Raw genomic sequence first — 15,426 nt, 5'->3', positions numbered from 1 at the left:
AACACGAACGTATATGAAATCAGGCCGACTTCGGGGGACCGTGCAATTCACAAAACAACTCATCGAATGCACGGTCGGCGCCCCATGCTTGCGCGGAGGCGAAAGCTAGCATGCGATTTTGATCAGGCGTTAAACCCTCCCCTTCAAGCTTGTAACCGAGATCGTGGTTTGCCTCCGACCAAGCGTGCTGGAACAGTGTTTTAACTTGCAGCTCGAAAAAGTTTGGGACGGATTCAGCAGGCCAATCCGGCAAAATCAGTTCCGCGGGAAAGAGGCACACTGAGTGCCATCCAAAATATCCGAATTCCCATTCTGACGCTGGAACGAGATTCTTCGACTCAACCGGTCGCAGGTAACGCATCAGTACTTTCCGGACGCTCTCGACGTCTGATTTATAGAACACGGTAACACGGGCGCCGATTTGGTCTTGGATTTGGTCAAGCGGATGCTCATATTTCGGGGTGTTTTGCTCCGTCAATTTTGCAGCTTTTGCGACAAACCGCTCTACGCTTTTAGCCCGCGAGCTGATCCGGTCGATCCGCTTGTGGCCATCTAGATGCTCCGTCAATAGCTCGGAAAGTGAAGCAGCAAGCGGCACCAGCACTTTTTCGTAGCGAGTTCGATATTCATCTTCGATCATTGCCGCTGCACCTTCTCAAGCTTCTCGTCAATGACTCTTCCCGTCGCTGTGTAGGTCACCTCCCCATCGGCAGTTGGCTCAGTATGAGCAAACACCTGATCGAACTCAGAGGCGGCGGCGCTCAGAATGGCGCCTGAGTGAAGCTCGACGGACTTGTAAGGCAGTTGGCGCTTGAACTCTTCAGCGTTGAACCGAAATTGTTCGTTCAAAAGTCCTTGATGGCGCATCTGCTCCGAGATCGCTTCCCGTGAAAGCCGGGAAAGGCCGAGACGGGCAATAAAGTCGTTCGCAGTCATCACTTGATCGTTGAGACCAGCCCCAAGCGTCGCCGCAGCGGTAATTTCTTTCTTTATTTCGAGATTCTCGGTCGCTTTTGCTGCTTTTCGCATGGCCACAGCTAGGACCCGCGTGCCGGTCGCCGACGTGGTTTTGAAATCAGAATCTAAGAAGTCTGCTATCCAGTACCGCGAGACCTCCGTCTCGCTGCTGTTAATCTGTCGATCCACAGCCTTAGCCATCCAGAAGCCATGCTCCGTGACTGCATCTTGATATAGCACAGCCTTGTAGGATCCAACGCTCCTTAGGAAGACACGTTCGACGAACTCAACGCTGAGAGCCTCTCGGTTCTCATCCGCTAGAATGCCGCTATTCGCGGCAAAGCGCGCGATCACGATTTTGCGCTGCGCGCCCACCATGCTCGTCGCGAGGAAGAGAAGACCAAGTGCCGAGCGCCGTGTAGAATGAATTGCCAAACGCGTTGCCAGAGGAAGTCCGGTGCCGACTGACGGTGCCCGAGCGTAATCAAGCAAAAGAGTTCGGCACGGGTTCAGGCCGACGCCGTCCGCCGGCTGGTTAAAGGCGATATCGATTGAGCACTCACGTTCCGATTTTATGTAGACGTCATTGAGAAGTGTGAAGACCTCTCCCTCTAAAGGCACGTCCGTGCCGTTGATCACCCGAGGTTCTGCAACGCCCTTATTCGGATAAACAAGATAAGTTTGAAGATGTTCGATAGTCATGTCCGCCCCCGCACATGGTATTACTATCAGTCTACTTTTCACTTTGTAAACTGCGGCAATTCGTGAGCTTAGGCAAAGAACAGCCCGTCCGCCGACGGTCCCAGGTCGATTGAGACCGAATAGGTTGAAGCAGAGCGTACAGGAATTGAAAATTCTGCTTGCGAACAAGGCGGGCCATACGTTGCGCCGAGAGGTGCCCCAGCTTCCGCGTCGGTGCCTTACCTTTCGAAAAGAATTACAAATGCTGGACTCTTAGAGCTCCATCCCATTTCCCATTGAGATATTCGCAAACGAGCCGCCGATGGCAATGATGGGGCTTATCTTCAGAGCAAAGCAGACACCCGCCTCGAAACATCTCGGCCTTTAGGCGTTCCTCGATCTTTCTTTGAGCCATGAGGCGCATAAAGGACGTCTCATAGATGGTCCAATCACCCTTATCGCGCTTATAAGCCTTGAGGATATCGTCGGTTGGTGCAAGCAATGGCTGGTGGACATAGTCCACGCCGCAAATTTCCTTGAGGAAATAGGCGAGGTCATCCGCCTTGGCGAAACCGGCAAGCTGGGAAGTGTTGTGGAGGCGAACGTCGATCACCTTTTTGATCCCCGCATGTTTGACACGCTCAAAGAAGCGGGATGCTGTCGTCTTGGTGAATCCGATTGTCGCGATATCAATTTTCTCCAAACGCTCTACTCCCCCACGGCCAATTTTTGTGAGTCGCTCGGCGGCCGCTCGGCAAAAGCGACCCTCATCGCCCGGTCACGATACGCTGCCGCAAGCCTCTTCTCCACGGGATCGAACAGATCGTCATCATTCTTGCCTGCCATATCCAGCAAACGTGCCTCAACCTCGCCTTGATCGATGATCGCGCCATTGCCCAGGATATGACGAACGCGCATACCGCGTTCGCGAAGGGCGCGTCCGACCAGAAGGCAGCGATGGCAATCAAGCGGGTCATGTTCCGAACACATCATGGCGATGCGATATTTCTGTGCGCCTTCAATGATACGCTCCAGTCCCCGCGCAAACTCGTCGGTTCTGGCCATCTTCTCATAGTCTGCGACGCCGTCGCAATAAAACCGTGCGTCTTTCGGTCGTCCCCCTAATTCCTCGCCTAGGAAGACATACGCAATATCGTCTTCTCGCAATTCGTCGCGCAGAGTGCTTCGGTTGAAATGCGAGAAATGCCGCGAATATGGGGATGTTCGCACATCAGCCACCGCCGTGACCGAAGCACCCCGCAGCAGTTCCAGAAAGCGCTCATAAGAAAGCGTCGAATGCCCGATCGTCAGTACCTCAACAGCCGCTTGCACCGAAATAGCCTCCTGCTTCCAAACGACCGCCCGTTCGATACGATCTCCATCTCAATGGCTCCGCTCATCTTATCTAAGGTCGGCTAGCAGAGCCAGCGCCCTTCGTGAAAACCCTCAGTGACCAGCGTGAAGCCGGGTGGCGACGTATCCTCCGGGACCGTCGCTACAGGCAATAGACCCCGTTGACCTGCGCATAGCAGGAATCCGGCATCGCCGCGAAAGGACGACAGAGGCCCAGGCGAACATGGATCCGTTGACTCGCCTGCACGTCCGCACTCAGCCCCGCGATCCCGCTCGCTAGGAATTGGGCTTTCGCTGCATCCGCAGGCACAGAGAGATCGTAATTCATGCCACCCTGAGCAATCAAGGCACGAAGTTGTCGCTTTCCGGGCTTGGGGCTAGCCTCATAAAAGGTAATCGCGGCCGGTGCGATTTCGATTGCGTCTAAGGAGCTTGTTTGCTGGCCTGCGGCGACGTGCGCCTTGCCCGACTGAGCCCTCTGAAGATGCCCGCCAAACGCCTGGATAATCGACGCAGAGACACCTGGCGCGACCGTCTGCGCAATTTGCTGCGGTGTCATCTGCCCCAGAACTGCGGCATTATTGCCACCGACATAAAGTCGATCTTCTGTCGCATGCGGGAATGGAGAATGCGCAGGCGCTGCGTCGGCGTTGAAGCGCACAATATTGCCTATCGCGAAAAACTTTCCAGGACCCGCGTGTTGATCGGTCCAAAAGCGAGACGCTTCGGCAGTGGCATTCATTGTCGGCGGCTCGGGCCGGATCATTCCTCCGCTCTGCAAATCCCAGCCCGCCACGCAAAAGCGGGAATCATATCGAGTGACGTCGGTAATAACCAATTCATATGTTGGCATGCCATCCTCCCCAGAATAGGGGTAATCTGCGGCATAATCGGTAAAATTGCAAGTTATATTGATTGTGATGCAAATATAGATTGCATGATGGCTCGGAATGTTCCCCGTATATAGGCGAACATCTCATGCCCGTGGACGCCTTTGTGGCTTTGACGGAGGAAGGCCAAATCGTTCTGCGCACTCCGCGCGACAGTTCAGTGCCGATCACCGAGGTCCACAAAGATGAGCGTGAAATCCAAGCGGTTGGTTTGGCGCGCTCGTTATGGAAAGCCTGAATACGTCCAGATGGAGAGCGGCACCCTGATCGTGAAGCCAGGCGCGAGCGATATCCACATTGCGGCCGAAGCCCTCAATGCCCACCGCACAGACATGCGTCTTCCGGTCGAAATACCTGACCTACTAGGGAGGATGCATGAATGGGCCTGATTTGGCGACGAACTCATCGATGTCCGGGCGGGGGACACGTCACAGTGTGTAATTCAAGCCGCGCATAGGACTGAACAAAAGAAGCCTGGAAGGCTCGCAAGTTCATAAGTCCGTGATTCCGGAGTTCCTGCGTCTGCACGAATAACCTCACGGGCATGGTCACCTGAACGAAACCGTAAACTTCGGGCAATATTGGCCAAACCTACAAAAAGGGGGCGAAATCCAAAGCCATGTCCGTTCTCGGTATAATACCGGGAGACCCCTTCCGAGAGAACGAGTTCAATCGCACGTCCATGGTCGGTCAGATGGGCATAGGCAGGATTTGATTTCAAACTGGCGAGGACGCCGATGCCATGATCGGCTACAACAAATTCAAATCTGCTCGATTCGAGGCTGAACGCGATATAACCTGTGTCGCTGCGTTGACTGTGATCGACGATATTCCCCCAAAGTTCACCAATGGCGGCGACGAACTTGCCGCTATGGTCGTTTGAAAAACCCGCAGCGATGCTTAGGCGCTTCAACCGGTTAATCACGTCTGTCCAAACGAGCGGGCTGGAGATCATCGTCGAAACTGGCACAAACCCGTAGGGGTGCGGGTCCTCGACAAACCAGGGCGTTTCCCGATGAGTAACGAATCGTCGGAAATGCCGCGGATCCAGCCATGCCGCCTCGGACGGTTTCACGAGAAGCTGCGGGAAGATATGGGCGAGTTCAAGAAATGCTCCTAAAGATTGAGCAGCGCACGGCGGAATGTCCGTCGCATCGACGGCGCCGGTCTGCAACGCCAGAGAAATATCCTCGACAAGATCAAATGTGAGCGTTTCGATGAATCACCTTTAGAGTAACGCCATATCTTGGTCATAAAAGCGTCCACGAAGGAAGAGGTTCTGTTCACTTAGGTTGTGTTGAAGCATATCGTCGACCTCGGAGGGGATGTTTGTCTTGGTCGCAACCCAGTCGAGCTTAAAATTACCAGAGCGAACAGCGCGCTGGCGCTTGATCGTCTTCATGTAAGCCATCGTATCGATATAGATCACCTTCCGGAAATCTCGCTGAAGGTGCGTTATGACGTCCGGGTCTCCTCGGACAACAATATCGAGCGGCCGATCGGCGGTCTGAGCGATCTTACGCAAGCCGTCGATATGGAACTGGCGGCGCGCCTTTTTGCCGGAACCCGTGATGAACTCGTATGCGATGATACCAATCTCGCTCCGCGCACGCACGAAGTCCGCCCAACGCTCGAAGTCTTTAAATGTCCTGGAGTTGACGTGGAGTGCGCAAGCGATCCCATTTCCCTCGAATTCGCTCCAGACTATCGCAATGCGTTTCATCGCATGCAGGTCATCGGTCCGCGGCTTGTCAAGGACCAGGCTGAAGTTTGGAGCGGTGACAAGTTGAATGTCCAAATCACGAAGCTGCCGAAGGATCTGTGACCGCCGATCTTGCAAAGCCCACCAGGGTTCGATGCGTTCGTCATGATCGACTCCGCTGAGCACGAGATCAGCCGACGGATCGATCTTGAACGCCTCGCAAAGAAGATCCCGTGTTGCGAACCGAACCTCGCCACGGGCAAAGTCCACCACATCGCGGAACCTTAGGGCAAAGGCAGATCCGGATACCGGGCGATCGCGGCCGGTCCGATGGTAGATCAGTGGCACGACATCGTGCTCGATGGTCCGATAGTTTCCGGTCAGGTGTGGGATATTCGCGAGATCGAAACCAAGGATTTCACGGAGTTGATCGATGTACTGGACCGGATTTTTCACACAAACATTGGTGCATTCGTTTGGCTTTCCACAACAGAAATCCAGGCAGTCCAGAATTGAGTCCCGCACGGATAGGCCCCCACACCACTCAAATTTGGTGCAGCTTCCGCATCCGAGGGCAAGCGAATGGGCAAACGGATCATCCGTGAGCGCGCGCACGAGCACTTCATTGCTACGCGGATCTAGCAAAGCGACACCTCCGCTTTGCCTGAGAGCTTCATAACACGCCGAACAACTGCGCCGGCGGTACCGCCGCTGCTGGAAAGATTGGTCAGAACGTCAAGGTTTGGATTGTCGTAGACGCCAACAACGTTGTTGTCGCGGCTTATGGTGATCGAGGCGTTGTTCAATTCGATAATCAGCCTATCACCTTCTTTTACGACCGCACCCTTCTTCAGTGAGATCATAGCGCAGCGAGGCTGATCGGTGGGCTGTTGCGTAAAGAGGTCCGGCGTCGCGAGTTCGACGCGCTTTCGGTCTATATGCTTTCGTATCGTCGTTCGAGTTCGCGTAAGAAACTCAATTCCCATAAGCGCGCTCCGTTAACAGTGGACGGTAATATTTCGATCTACCCTTGGTGTATTCCCGAATGATTCCGCGCGAGGCCAAGCTAGCCAAGCGATTATTCCATGCCGTTGTACTTTTTGTTTTTTCGGATTCGCCGAACTGTTCCATCAAGGAGTTGGCGTCGACTTCGTCGAACTTCAAGACAAGTTCAAACGTTAGCCGTTGTTTGGGATCAAGATTGCCTACCAGTTCGATGTTCGACGTGATGCCCTCGTCCGTAAGCTCACAGGTTACGATGACGTCGTTCTTGGCATGCGCGATTACTGACAACTCATCCCAGACATCGGAGTTCGCATTGGCGACGGCCGGATAATAGGACGAGCTCTTCGCCCGTAGATAGGCCTTAAGGGTAAAGACAGACTCGCGAAGATAACTTGCGGTAGCGACCGCGATACCGCCGAAGTCGAGGAAGAGCGGTTGCGGACCGACCACTTCGTCCGGGATACTCTTGATCATCTCGGCGAAAGCGATCTTCCCATTGACGGCGCCTGCAAGGACGGGGTTATCGGAAACTTGCATCAAGGAGATTCTCACGATTCTCATCCTTCTCACGTGTGTAACGTGAGATATAGGGATCGTTTAGTTCTGCGTCAAGGGTGCGATGTTGCTCGTTTGGGTGTTCATACGCTTGGAACCCGTCCAGGGTGAGTTAAACTCTACGCCGGTGTTATCCGTCGGCCGCAAGCGTCCTGAGCGAATATTGGCGAAGAAAAATAGACGTCCTGCGCTCGCCTAATGCATGGCGACGCCGATCTTTCGAATCCATCAATGAAATCGGCGCCTTTCTAGTTACGCAGGCGCTGAAAAATGCCCAACCAGAACTGATATTCTTCTTCGTCACCTTCGCACCAAGCCTCAAACGCACACCATGCCACTGCCGTTGGCGCGCTGTCTCCGTAAAGCGCGATCGTGTCATGGACTATTTGATGATTATTGCGGGCGGCATTCGATTTGCCGTCAAAGCGGCCTGCTGCTGCACGTGTCGATGAATTTCGGGACAAGCAAACACCTCCTGCGTCCGGCGCAGGGAGTTGATTTTGAAGCCGGACGTTGGAAGCTCATTGAGGAGCTGCAAAGGTCGATATTGCCGACCTATCCTATCGTCCCAGGCATTTCGCTTGTGGCAAGCGGATCACGTCGAAAGAGGCATCGTGCAAGAAATCCGACAAAGTTTCAATTCTGCTACGATCATCGTCCGCGTGAGCGACGATCAGCTTCTTCTACGTCTATCCTTAGCGTTTCAAGCTGATCCTGGCAGACTGCATCCACTCGATCGATCAAATCCGCCGTGCGGCTCAAGAGCCATGTGAGAGCTTCTCGGCTTATCTCATAATGCTTTGAATAGCGCGCCTTAACGTAAGCCTCGTTGAGAATGTTGAACCAGGCGACAAAGCGCTGCTGGTCGCGGGGCCAAGCGTCCGCCAACTGCTGCGCCTGACTTTCTGCGAGACCACGCAGGTGCTTGAGATTGTGTGAGGCTGGGCTGTAATTGGTCAGCACAAGTAGCAACGTTGCGTAAGCCTGTTCGATCGATTGGTGCAACAGAAATGCTGCTTCCTTGAGCTTGCCTTTCGCTGCAAAAAACTCCACTCCCTCCGCGAAGCTCTTCGCGAGAGGCAACCGATCCTCCAAATACTCTGCCGCAAATTTGTAGGCGTCCGCGGGGTGAAGGAGATTGGGATTGGCCAACGGCTTGTCATCGAGTTCGTACAACACGATGCCATCGCGGCGGAGGTCGACGAAAAAATACCGGCCTTGCTTGAGCAAGGTGTTCACCTCGCGAAGCGAATGCACGATGAAATTCACTGGCGTCTTAATTTCACCGAGATGCAGAAAGCGATCCGCAGCCTTCTGCCAATACTCGGAGAAATCGGTAAGCTTGCGATTGTTGACGATAATCAGCAGGTCGAAATCCGAGCGGTAACCCTTTTTGGTATGCGGCTCATCAACCCAGCTACCGCGCGCATAGGATCCGAAGAGGATAATTTTCAGGATGCGCCCGCGCTTCTTGAAATCCGCTGAGCCGCCCTTCAGCGCATCTTCAAACTCTTCGTGCAGCACCTCAAGGACCCGAGCGAGCTCGCGCTGTTTGAGCGGCGGCAGATGGTCGATGCTAGACTTCATGAACAACGGCGGCTCTTTCACAGACATTGGATAGGCATAAATGAGCTTGCGCTTCGAATCCACAGGGTGCGTGAAGGTTGCAAGAAAAGCAATAAAAATGTTGCATCAAAAAATGGAGAATCATACTAGACTTTTATGTAGGAAATGCGAATATTAAGCGCTCTTGGGCGAAAACCAACGAAAATCTAAGAAACTCGGCGATTTTGCCGTCATTTTTGATGCAACAGAATTCCGGATCGTCGATCTGGCAGCTAACAGGAGAAGGGCTGTCATATGAATCCCGAGGTTTTTTTCTGGTCGCAAAATCCCGACCTTTATCTTGTGTTTAGCCACATTCTCGCGGTGGAAGGGCTGAGTTCCGCACTCTTGGACGAGGAAGAGGTGGGAGAACTTGCAGGCCGCACGTCCGTTTTAGCGATTGTCCTCGACACCGAAAACAACGCCGAGCATGCATTGCGCATTTGCAGTCTGATCAAAGCTGATAGGGCGACGGCGCATATCCCATTGCTCGCTCTCATCCCCGGCGGTGATGAGCGGCACTATCTGGATCTGCTCAAGGCGGGTGTAACCGAAAGCTTTGTTCGCCCGATCTCACCGGCAAGGATACTGACCTATTTGCAATCCCTTATGTCGGGGCTACCTCCGAGAACAGGAGGGATCCGCCGGGACAGCAGTACATTCACCGTTTGGGAACTCAGTATCGAGGTGAGCAAGAGGCTGATCAGGCACGGTTCGGAAGAAATTCAGCTCGGTCCCATCGAGTTCAAGCTTCTATGCCGTTTGCTTCAGGTGCCCGGCCGCGTCATCACACGGTCGGAACTAATCGAGGCCGCTTGGCCTCCCAACTACTATGTCCAGCCAAGGACAATCGATGTCCATATTGGGCGTTTGCGCCGAATGCTGGAACAGATGACCGGTCGCAATATTATCCGCACGATCCGATCCAGCGGTTACGCGGCTGAATTCGGCTAACTTCTATATTCGCACAGCTTCACATATGTTCCCTAATTTAACATTAGGAATATTTTATATTTATGGAGATTTCTGACCCCGTTTGTTGATGTTGGTGGGCGCTGATTTCAACTTCTGGTCTGCACACTGACAGACCGGAGTTTGAAAAATGGAAAAGAAGATTTCCGCGCATTCTGAGCAAAACGGGAAAACAACCCACCGTAATACCGGCAGTCTCGTTGATGTTGCCGATCGGCATTTCGAAGCTGCTCATTACCAAGGCATTATGGCGATTTACGCCCATCCGTCGCAGGGCCGAGCCGTGAAGTTGAGCTACGAGGATCGGATGGTTGTCGACTTCGTCCGATGCTCCTACTTGGGCCTGGACAATCATCCCGACATTGTCGGAGGCGCTGTCGAAGCCGTGCGGGCTTCCGGTGCGCTGCACTGGTCATGCGCCCGCACTCGTCTGAACTTTGCGGGTCTAGGTGACCTGGAGGAATCCCTTTCTGATCTCTTCGCCGCGCGGGTGATCACTTACACAACCGTGCTCGCCGCCAATATGAGCGCCTTGCCGTTGGTCGCATCAGGGCATCTCACGGGTGGTCCGAAGCCTGTCATGGTGTTTGATCGGCTGGCGCATGCAACTCTTGCATACCATAAGGGCACGATCGCCGAAGAGACACGGGTTGAGACAATTGCCCACAACGATCTTGAAGCTCTTGAGCGGTTGTGCCGACAAAATGAGGCGGTCGCCTTTATCTGCGATGGCGTCTACTCCATGGGCGGCAGTGCTCCGATCGCCGAGCTGCGCCGACTGCAAGAAAAATACGGCCTGTTTCTCTATATTGACGATGCTCACGGCGTGTCGCTCTTCGGAGAGCATGGAGAAGGTTTTGCCAAGTCCCAAATTAGGGAGCTAGGCGATCGAACAATAATTGCAGCCTCTCTCGGCAAAGGCTTTGGTGCATCCGGCGGCATGCTCATGCTGGGCACAGCCCATCAAGAGGTTCTGTTTCGTAGGTTTGCGGTGGCACACGCGTTTTCTGCGTCGCTCAATACTGCGGCCATCGGCGCGGGTTTGGCGTCCGCAAGGCTTCATCGAACCAGTGAACTGCCGCGCCTGCAAAGAGCACTTCAAGAAAAGATTGCCTTGCTTGACGCATTAATGCCGACGTCACAGCGGGGTGCGCCGCTACCCATCCGGACTGTCCAATTCGGCGACGAACTTATAGCGATCGGAGCCGCAAGAAGTCTTTTCCAGGAAGGCTTCTACACCTCGGCTATCTTTTTCCCAACGGTATCGAAGGGCCAGGCTGGGTTGCGAATTTGTGTGACGGCGTCTCACACCGATGACCAGATCAGATCTCTTTGTGCGGCGGTCGAGAAGATCAAGGAAGAGATCGTGAGCGTCTTTGAATGATGATCGGTGATGGATATCAACGCCCTTCTTCACCTCAAGTACGTCTTTGCGGCAGTTGAGTACGGCAGCATGCGGCGGGTCGCGCAGGCTTTTGGCGTGCAGGAGTCCAGCGTCAGCCGTAACATCCTTTCGCTTGAACAATACCTTGATCTGCAGCTGTTTGAGCGAGGCAATAACGGTGTTCATTTGACAAAAGCCGGCCGGGCTTGGCTCAATGAAGTTCGCATCCACTATGAGAGATTGGAGGAGGCGCTCGCCCGCACGGCACGCGGAAACGAGAATCTGACGACGCTAAGAGTAGGGGTGAATCTGTCAGTGGGGCAGGACTTCCTTGTCCAGCTTATCAGGCGCTTTGAAAAAGCACATCCTGGCGTGGCAATTGCAATCGAAGACGTCGCATATAGAAAATATGCTCATGCCATACGTCGTCGGGCGCTCGATGTCGCCTTCATGAGTGGCAATTGTCGCGCGAAATCCTGCATGAGCGAAACGGTCTGGAAGGAGGGGCTCGCCGTTCTGCTTCCAGCCGGACACGCTCTGTGCAAAAAGAAAGCCGTTTCTTGGGCAGACCTTGCCGGCGAACAGCTTCTGATTCCGGCGGGAGGAAACGTAATGCAGTTCGACCCACCCTTTTTGGCGCATATCGCGACATCTACGGATGGGTTGGCCGTGCGGCGCTGTAATGTCGGCCAATCCACTATTTTCGTGGAAGTTCAACTTGGCAAGGGCATCACGGTGGCTAGTGAAAGTCTCGCAAAGATCATGAGCATTGATTGCACAGTGTGGCGCCCGATCGCAGGGCCAAACAGCATCAATCCCGTTTCGGCGATTTGGCTTGAATCCAATCCGAAGCGCGTAGTCTTTCGTCTCGTTGCGATGGCGAAGCATATGGCTACTGAAGGACGCGCGAAGATAGCGCCGTCTGCACCCAGTGCTGCTTTTTCAGGCTGAAGATCAAAAGATTTATGCATTCGATCCGAGATGAAAGAGCCGCGGCGTTAGGCCATTGCTACGCTGCTCTTTTCAGGACGCGGCTTTCAGTTCTCATCCCTGTTGAAATCATGCGATTCCAAATCATCCAATGCGACTGATCGCTTTTGTAGCGCCAATTGTGCTCTAGCGTTTCGGGGATTGTCTATACCTTTATCGGTTCGCGTCGAGCCGCCGGTGGTATCTCGGTGGTATCTCACGGCAAAACGTTAAACGGAGTTCGCCTAGTGGCGAACATAACCTATTGCGTTTCTTAGGAAAACTGGAGCGGGCGAAGGGATTCGAACCCTCGACCCCAACCTTGGCAAGGTTGTGCTCTACCCCTGAGCTACACCCGCTCATTCCCGTCGCGATCCGGGGTAGTGTGTTGGACCGCTGGGCGTCGTCTTGCGGCGACGGGCGCTATATGGCCTAACCATTTTTCAAATGCAACAGGGAAATGACGAGTTCGCGAAGAAAAATTGCATCTTCCTTCCGACCACCGCCGGAAAGCCCGGAAATGCTGGGCTTTTTCGCCTGAAAGATTGCAATGAAATTATGGGCGACGTATCAGGGGCGAACCATTTTCATTGCGAGATGTCATGACCGAGACCAGCCCGAAAACCCGCGACGATCTTTTCCGATTCCTGGATGGGCTCGGCATCACCCATGCGACGAAGGATCATGCCCCGGTCTTCACCGTCGCCGAATCGGTGTCGCTGCGCGACGAGATTCCGGGCGGGCATACGAAGAACCTGTTCGTGAAGGACAAGAAGGACAATTTCTTCCTGCTGACCGTCGAGGAAAACGCGACGGTCGACCTGAAGACCGTGCACACGCTGATCGGCGCGGCAAGCAAGGTGTCCTTCGGCAAGCCGGAAAAGCTGATGGAATATCTCGGCGTCATTCCCGGCTCGGTCACCGCGTTCGGCGCGATCAACGACACGGCCAACAATGTCACCTTCGTCCTCGATGCCGAGCTGATGGCGCATGACGTCGTCAATTGCCATCCCCTGTCGAACGACGCGACGACATCGATTGCCAGCGCCGACCTCCTGCGCTTCATGGAGGCGACGGGTCATCAGCCGCTAGTCTTGAAAGTGACGAGCTAACATACGATTTTAGCGCTAAGATCATGGCGGGCGGCTTCTCTATCGGATTGTCCGAGCGCTCCGACCATTTCAACGGGCGTGCTGCCAGGCGACCCTATTGGGCTCGTTTGGAAATCATGCTTTTCATAAGATCAAGGATGCCGGCAGGCGGGAGACACTCATGAGCGGTTCGAACAATCCCTATAACGCTTCCTTCGGCGGGCAGATGTCGGCCACGGCATCCTTCGGTGCCGCGCCTGCGGCCGGCGGCGCTTCGCCGATCAAGGACACGACGACGGCCAACTTCGCCAAGGACGTTATCGAGGAATCACGCAGGCAGCCGGTGCTGGTCGATTTCTGGGCGCCCTGGTGCGGTCCGTGCAAGCAGCTGACGCCGGTTCTCGAAAAGGTCGTCACCGAAGCCCAGGGCCGCGTCAAGCTGGTCAAGATGAACATCGACGACCATCCGTCCATCGCCGGTCAGCTCGGCATCCAGTCGATCCCGGCCGTCATCGCCTTCGTCGACGGCCGGCCGGCCGACGGTTTCATGGGCGCGGTTCCGGAGAGCCAGGTTCGTCAGTTCATCGATCGCCTCGGCGGCCCCGCGGGCGGTGCCGACGATCAGGCAGCCGAGATCGCGGCCGTTCTGGAAGAGGCAAGCGGCCTTCTCGCCGCCGGCGACGTCAATGGCGCCGCCGAGCTCTTCGGCGCGGTGCTGCAGGCCGACCCGGAAAATGCCAAGGCGCTTGCCGGCATGGCCGAATGCATGATCGCCGCCGGGCAAAGCCAGCGCGCCCGCGAGGCGCTTGCCGACCTGCCGGAAACGCTGGCCAACGATGCCGGCATCCAGGCCGTGGTCAAGAAGCTCGACCAGATCGACGAGGCCCGCAAGCTCGGCGATCCCGTGGCCATCGAGCATGAGCTGGCCATCAATCCGGACAATCACGAGCAGCGCATCAAGCTTGCCAAGATCCGCAATGTCGAAGGCAAGCGCGAGGAAGCGGCCGAGCATCTCCTGACGGTCATGCGCAAGGATCGCAGCTTCGACGATGACGGCGCACGCCGTCAGTTGCTGGAATTCTTCGAGGTGTGGGGACCGAAGGACCCGGCCACCATCGCGGCACGGCGCAGGCTTTCGTCGATTCTGTTTTCGTAACGGGCCTGTTTTCCTAATGGCATGGCGATCGCGGGAAACCTTTCGCGCGATCGTTCGTTGGATGGGAGCGTGAGCGCGGTGTATCGGCGCGTCTGCTAAAATGCTCTTGTGTTTTCGGCAGACAGGCCCACATTGTCGATCGACGCGGCGCGGAATGGGGCGTGCGCGAGTGTGTCGTTCCTGCGCGGCCCACTGCGGCGGGCAGCGCAGTGATCTAGCGGGATGGAAAAGATGCAAGTCGGTAATGCCAGATATCTGAAGCCGGGCGATCTGCCCGAATCGGTGGTCGTCTTTCCCCTGTCCGGTGCGCTGCTGCTGCCCGGCGCGCAACTGCCGCTCAATATCTTCGAACCGCGCTATCTCGCCATGTTCGATGCGGCCATCGCCGGCAACAGGCTGGTCGGCATCGTGCAGCCCGCGCTTTCCGAACCGGCCGACTCTCCGAATCTCTCCCATGTCGGCTGCCTCGGGCGCATCACCTCCATCGCCGAAACCGGCGACGGACGCTATATCGCCGCGCTGACCGGCATATGCCGTTTCCGGCTGATGGACGAAATCACCGGCCACCAGCCCTACCGCACGTTCCGCATCACGCCCTTCATCTCCGACCTCAAGTCTCACCATGAGGAGGATACGGTGGATCGCGGCGCGCTGCTGTTTGCCTTTCGCGCCTATCTGGAAGCCAACAAGCTGGAGGCGGACTGGGAAAGCGTCGAGCGGGCCGACAATATGATGCTGGTCAATTCGCTGTCGATCATGGCGCCGTTCGATCCCGCCGAGAAGCAGGCTCTTCTGGAGGCGCCGGACCTGAAAACGCGCGCCGAAACTTTCATCGCCATCGTCAAGATCCTGCTGGCCGGCTCCGGCGACACCGATTCCGTGATGCAATAGGAGCTTGCCCATGGATGTCACCGTCAGCAAGGTCGATCCGAAACTGCTCGACCTGCTCGTCTGCCCGCTCACCAAGGGGCGGTTGAGCTACGACCGGGACAAGAACGAGCTGATTTCGGAGAAGGCACGGCTTGCCTACCCGATCCGCGACGGCATTCCGATCATGCTGATCTCGGAAGCGCGCCGTATCGAGGATTGAGGTCGAGGAGTGCGAT

Annotated in this window: 19 protein-coding genes and 1 tRNA gene; 8 read left to right on the top strand and 12 right to left on the bottom strand. The window is 55.4% G+C overall.

Features of this window, described 5'->3' with window-relative positions; translation table 11 throughout:
* Nucleotides 1–19: 19 nt before the first annotated feature.
* From ACQZ6J_RS14530 to ACQZ6J_RS14510, 5 genes are all read right to left on the bottom strand, one after another.
* Nucleotides 20–640, bottom strand: a complete 621-nt coding sequence (locus ACQZ6J_RS14530) for a GTP pyrophosphokinase (protein ID WP_449084560.1) — start codon at nucleotides 638–640, stop codon at nucleotides 20–22.
* Entirely contained in the window at nucleotides 637–1,659 is a 1,023-nt protein-coding gene (locus ACQZ6J_RS14525) for a hypothetical protein (protein WP_449084559.1), read from the bottom strand. Before ACQZ6J_RS14525 ends, ACQZ6J_RS14530 begins: the two co-directional genes overlap by 4 nt.
* Before the next feature lie 235 nt (nucleotides 1,660–1,894).
* Entirely contained in the window at nucleotides 1,895–2,341 is a 447-nt protein-coding gene (locus tag ACQZ6J_RS14520) for a DUF488 domain-containing protein (protein WP_449084558.1), read from the bottom strand.
* Between the two features lie 5 nt (nucleotides 2,342–2,346).
* The gene (locus tag ACQZ6J_RS14515) at nucleotides 2,347–2,970 is read right to left on the bottom strand and encodes a DUF488 domain-containing protein (protein ID WP_449084557.1); all 624 of its coding nucleotides are present in this window, start codon (nucleotides 2,968–2,970) and stop codon (nucleotides 2,347–2,349) included.
* A gap of 163 nt (nucleotides 2,971–3,133) precedes the next feature.
* Nucleotides 3,134–3,844, bottom strand: a complete 711-nt coding sequence (locus ACQZ6J_RS14510) for a dual OB domain-containing protein (protein ID WP_449084556.1) — start codon at nucleotides 3,842–3,844, stop codon at nucleotides 3,134–3,136.
* 125 nt (nucleotides 3,845–3,969) lie between these two features.
* Between ACQZ6J_RS14510 and ACQZ6J_RS14505 the strand changes: the two genes are divergently transcribed.
* Nucleotides 3,970–4,119 (top strand): hypothetical protein, encoded by a 150-nt coding sequence (locus tag ACQZ6J_RS14505; RefSeq protein WP_449084555.1) that lies wholly within the window; start codon nucleotides 3,970–3,972, stop codon nucleotides 4,117–4,119.
* A gap of 204 nt (nucleotides 4,120–4,323) precedes the next feature.
* On the opposite strand, the gene ACQZ6J_RS14500 is transcribed toward ACQZ6J_RS14505, so the two are convergent.
* The 6 genes from ACQZ6J_RS14500 to ACQZ6J_RS14475 form a co-directional block, all read right to left on the bottom strand.
* Nucleotides 4,324–5,055, bottom strand: a complete 732-nt coding sequence (locus ACQZ6J_RS14500) for a hypothetical protein (RefSeq protein ID WP_449084554.1) — start codon at nucleotides 5,053–5,055, stop codon at nucleotides 4,324–4,326.
* Nucleotides 5,056–5,109: 54 nt separating this feature from the next.
* Complete coding sequence (locus ACQZ6J_RS14495; RefSeq protein WP_449084553.1) at nucleotides 5,110–6,198, bottom strand: hypothetical protein; 1,089 nt, start codon at nucleotides 6,196–6,198, stop codon at nucleotides 5,110–5,112.
* A gap of 23 nt (nucleotides 6,199–6,221) precedes the next feature.
* Nucleotides 6,222–6,569: a hypothetical protein gene (locus tag ACQZ6J_RS14490; protein ID WP_449084552.1), complete on the bottom strand. Its 348-nt coding sequence runs from the start codon at nucleotides 6,567–6,569 to the stop codon at nucleotides 6,222–6,224.
* Complete coding sequence (locus ACQZ6J_RS14485; RefSeq protein ID WP_449084551.1) at nucleotides 6,559–7,125, bottom strand: hypothetical protein; 567 nt, start codon at nucleotides 7,123–7,125, stop codon at nucleotides 6,559–6,561. Before ACQZ6J_RS14485 ends, ACQZ6J_RS14490 begins: the two co-directional genes overlap by 11 nt.
* 266 nt (nucleotides 7,126–7,391) lie before the next feature.
* Nucleotides 7,392–7,607: a hypothetical protein gene (locus ACQZ6J_RS14480; RefSeq protein ID WP_136686740.1), complete on the bottom strand. Its 216-nt coding sequence runs from the start codon at nucleotides 7,605–7,607 to the stop codon at nucleotides 7,392–7,394.
* A 187-nt stretch (nucleotides 7,608–7,794) separates the two neighbouring features.
* On the bottom strand, nucleotides 7,795–8,730 hold the full coding sequence (locus ACQZ6J_RS14475; protein ID WP_449084550.1) for a nucleotidyltransferase and HEPN domain-containing protein: 936 nt from the start codon (nucleotides 8,728–8,730) through the stop codon (nucleotides 7,795–7,797).
* A 273-nt stretch (nucleotides 8,731–9,003) separates the two neighbouring features.
* Between ACQZ6J_RS14475 and ACQZ6J_RS14470 the strand changes: the two genes are divergently transcribed.
* The 3 genes from ACQZ6J_RS14470 (at nucleotide 9,004) to ACQZ6J_RS14460 (ending at nucleotide 12,055) form a co-directional block, all read left to right on the top strand.
* On the top strand, nucleotides 9,004–9,702 hold the full coding sequence (locus tag ACQZ6J_RS14470; RefSeq protein ID WP_449084549.1) for a winged helix-turn-helix domain-containing protein: 699 nt from the start codon (nucleotides 9,004–9,006) through the stop codon (nucleotides 9,700–9,702).
* A 148-nt stretch (nucleotides 9,703–9,850) separates the two neighbouring features.
* Entirely contained in the window at nucleotides 9,851–11,104 is a 1,254-nt protein-coding gene (locus ACQZ6J_RS14465) for an 8-amino-7-oxononanoate synthase family protein (RefSeq protein ID WP_449084548.1), read from the top strand.
* A 9-nt stretch (nucleotides 11,105–11,113) separates the two neighbouring features.
* The gene (locus ACQZ6J_RS14460; RefSeq protein ID WP_449084547.1) at nucleotides 11,114–12,055 is read left to right on the top strand and encodes a LysR substrate-binding domain-containing protein; all 942 of its coding nucleotides are present in this window, start codon (nucleotides 11,114–11,116) and stop codon (nucleotides 12,053–12,055) included.
* 302 nt (nucleotides 12,056–12,357) lie between these two features.
* Here the strand turns inward: ACQZ6J_RS14460 and ACQZ6J_RS14455 are convergent.
* A tRNA-Gly gene (locus ACQZ6J_RS14455) sits at nucleotides 12,358–12,432 on the bottom strand.
* Between the two features lie 243 nt (nucleotides 12,433–12,675).
* Between ACQZ6J_RS14455 and ACQZ6J_RS14450 the strand changes: the two genes are divergently transcribed.
* The 4 genes from ACQZ6J_RS14450 (at nucleotide 12,676) to ACQZ6J_RS14435 (ending at nucleotide 15,410) form a co-directional block, all read left to right on the top strand.
* A complete protein-coding gene (locus ACQZ6J_RS14450; RefSeq protein WP_449084546.1) occupies nucleotides 12,676–13,185 on the top strand; it encodes a prolyl-tRNA synthetase associated domain-containing protein in 510 nt (169 codons plus the stop codon).
* A gap of 160 nt (nucleotides 13,186–13,345) precedes the next feature.
* Nucleotides 13,346–14,320, top strand: a complete 975-nt coding sequence (trxA, locus tag ACQZ6J_RS14445; RefSeq protein WP_163987130.1) for a thioredoxin — start codon at nucleotides 13,346–13,348, stop codon at nucleotides 14,318–14,320.
* Between the two features lie 231 nt (nucleotides 14,321–14,551).
* A complete protein-coding gene (locus ACQZ6J_RS14440) occupies nucleotides 14,552–15,211 on the top strand; it encodes an LON peptidase substrate-binding domain-containing protein (RefSeq protein WP_163987129.1) in 660 nt (219 codons plus the stop codon).
* 10 nt (nucleotides 15,212–15,221) lie between these two features.
* On the top strand, nucleotides 15,222–15,410 hold the full coding sequence (locus tag ACQZ6J_RS14435; RefSeq protein ID WP_163987128.1) for a Trm112 family protein: 189 nt from the start codon (nucleotides 15,222–15,224) through the stop codon (nucleotides 15,408–15,410).
* Nucleotides 15,411–15,426: the final 16 nt, after the last annotated feature.

It is taken from the genome of Rhizobium sp. A37_96 (assembly GCF_053521765.1).
The sequence above is the reverse complement of the archived record's forward strand: the minus strand, read 5'-3'. Positions and strand labels throughout refer to the sequence as shown.

Bases quoted from the DNA above. Each gene is read 5' to 3' on its own strand.
- ACQZ6J_RS14530 (WP_449084560.1), bottom strand. From the start codon at position 640: ATGATCGAAGATGAATATCGAACTCGCTACGAAAAAGTGCTGGTGCCG.
- ACQZ6J_RS14525 (WP_449084559.1), bottom strand. From the start codon at position 1,659: ATGACTATCGAACATCTTCAAACTTATCTTGTTTATCCGAATAAGGGC.
- ACQZ6J_RS14510 (WP_449084556.1), bottom strand. From the start codon at position 3,844: ATGCCAACATATGAATTGGTTATTACCGACGTCACTCGATATGATTCC.
- ACQZ6J_RS14505 (WP_449084555.1), top strand. From the start codon at position 3,970: ATGCCCGTGGACGCCTTTGTGGCTTTGACGGAGGAAGGCCAAATCGTT.
- ACQZ6J_RS14490 (WP_449084552.1), bottom strand. From the start codon at position 6,569: ATGGGAATTGAGTTTCTTACGCGAACTCGAACGACGATACGAAAGCAT.
- ACQZ6J_RS14485 (WP_449084551.1), bottom strand. From the start codon at position 7,125: ATGCAAGTTTCCGATAACCCCGTCCTTGCAGGCGCCGTCAATGGGAAG.
- ACQZ6J_RS14475 (WP_449084550.1), bottom strand. From the start codon at position 8,730: ATGAAGTCTAGCATCGACCATCTGCCGCCGCTCAAACAGCGCGAGCTC.
- ACQZ6J_RS14470 (WP_449084549.1), top strand. From the start codon at position 9,004: ATGAATCCCGAGGTTTTTTTCTGGTCGCAAAATCCCGACCTTTATCTT.
- ACQZ6J_RS14465 (WP_449084548.1), top strand. From the start codon at position 9,851: ATGGAAAAGAAGATTTCCGCGCATTCTGAGCAAAACGGGAAAACAACC.
- ACQZ6J_RS14460 (WP_449084547.1), top strand. From the start codon at position 11,114: ATGGATATCAACGCCCTTCTTCACCTCAAGTACGTCTTTGCGGCAGTT.
- ACQZ6J_RS14450 (WP_449084546.1), top strand. From the start codon at position 12,676: ATGACCGAGACCAGCCCGAAAACCCGCGACGATCTTTTCCGATTCCTG.
- trxA (WP_163987130.1), top strand. From the start codon at position 13,346: ATGAGCGGTTCGAACAATCCCTATAACGCTTCCTTCGGCGGGCAGATG.
- ACQZ6J_RS14440 (WP_163987129.1), top strand. From the start codon at position 14,552: ATGCAAGTCGGTAATGCCAGATATCTGAAGCCGGGCGATCTGCCCGAA.
- ACQZ6J_RS14435 (WP_163987128.1), top strand. From the start codon at position 15,222: ATGGATGTCACCGTCAGCAAGGTCGATCCGAAACTGCTCGACCTGCTC.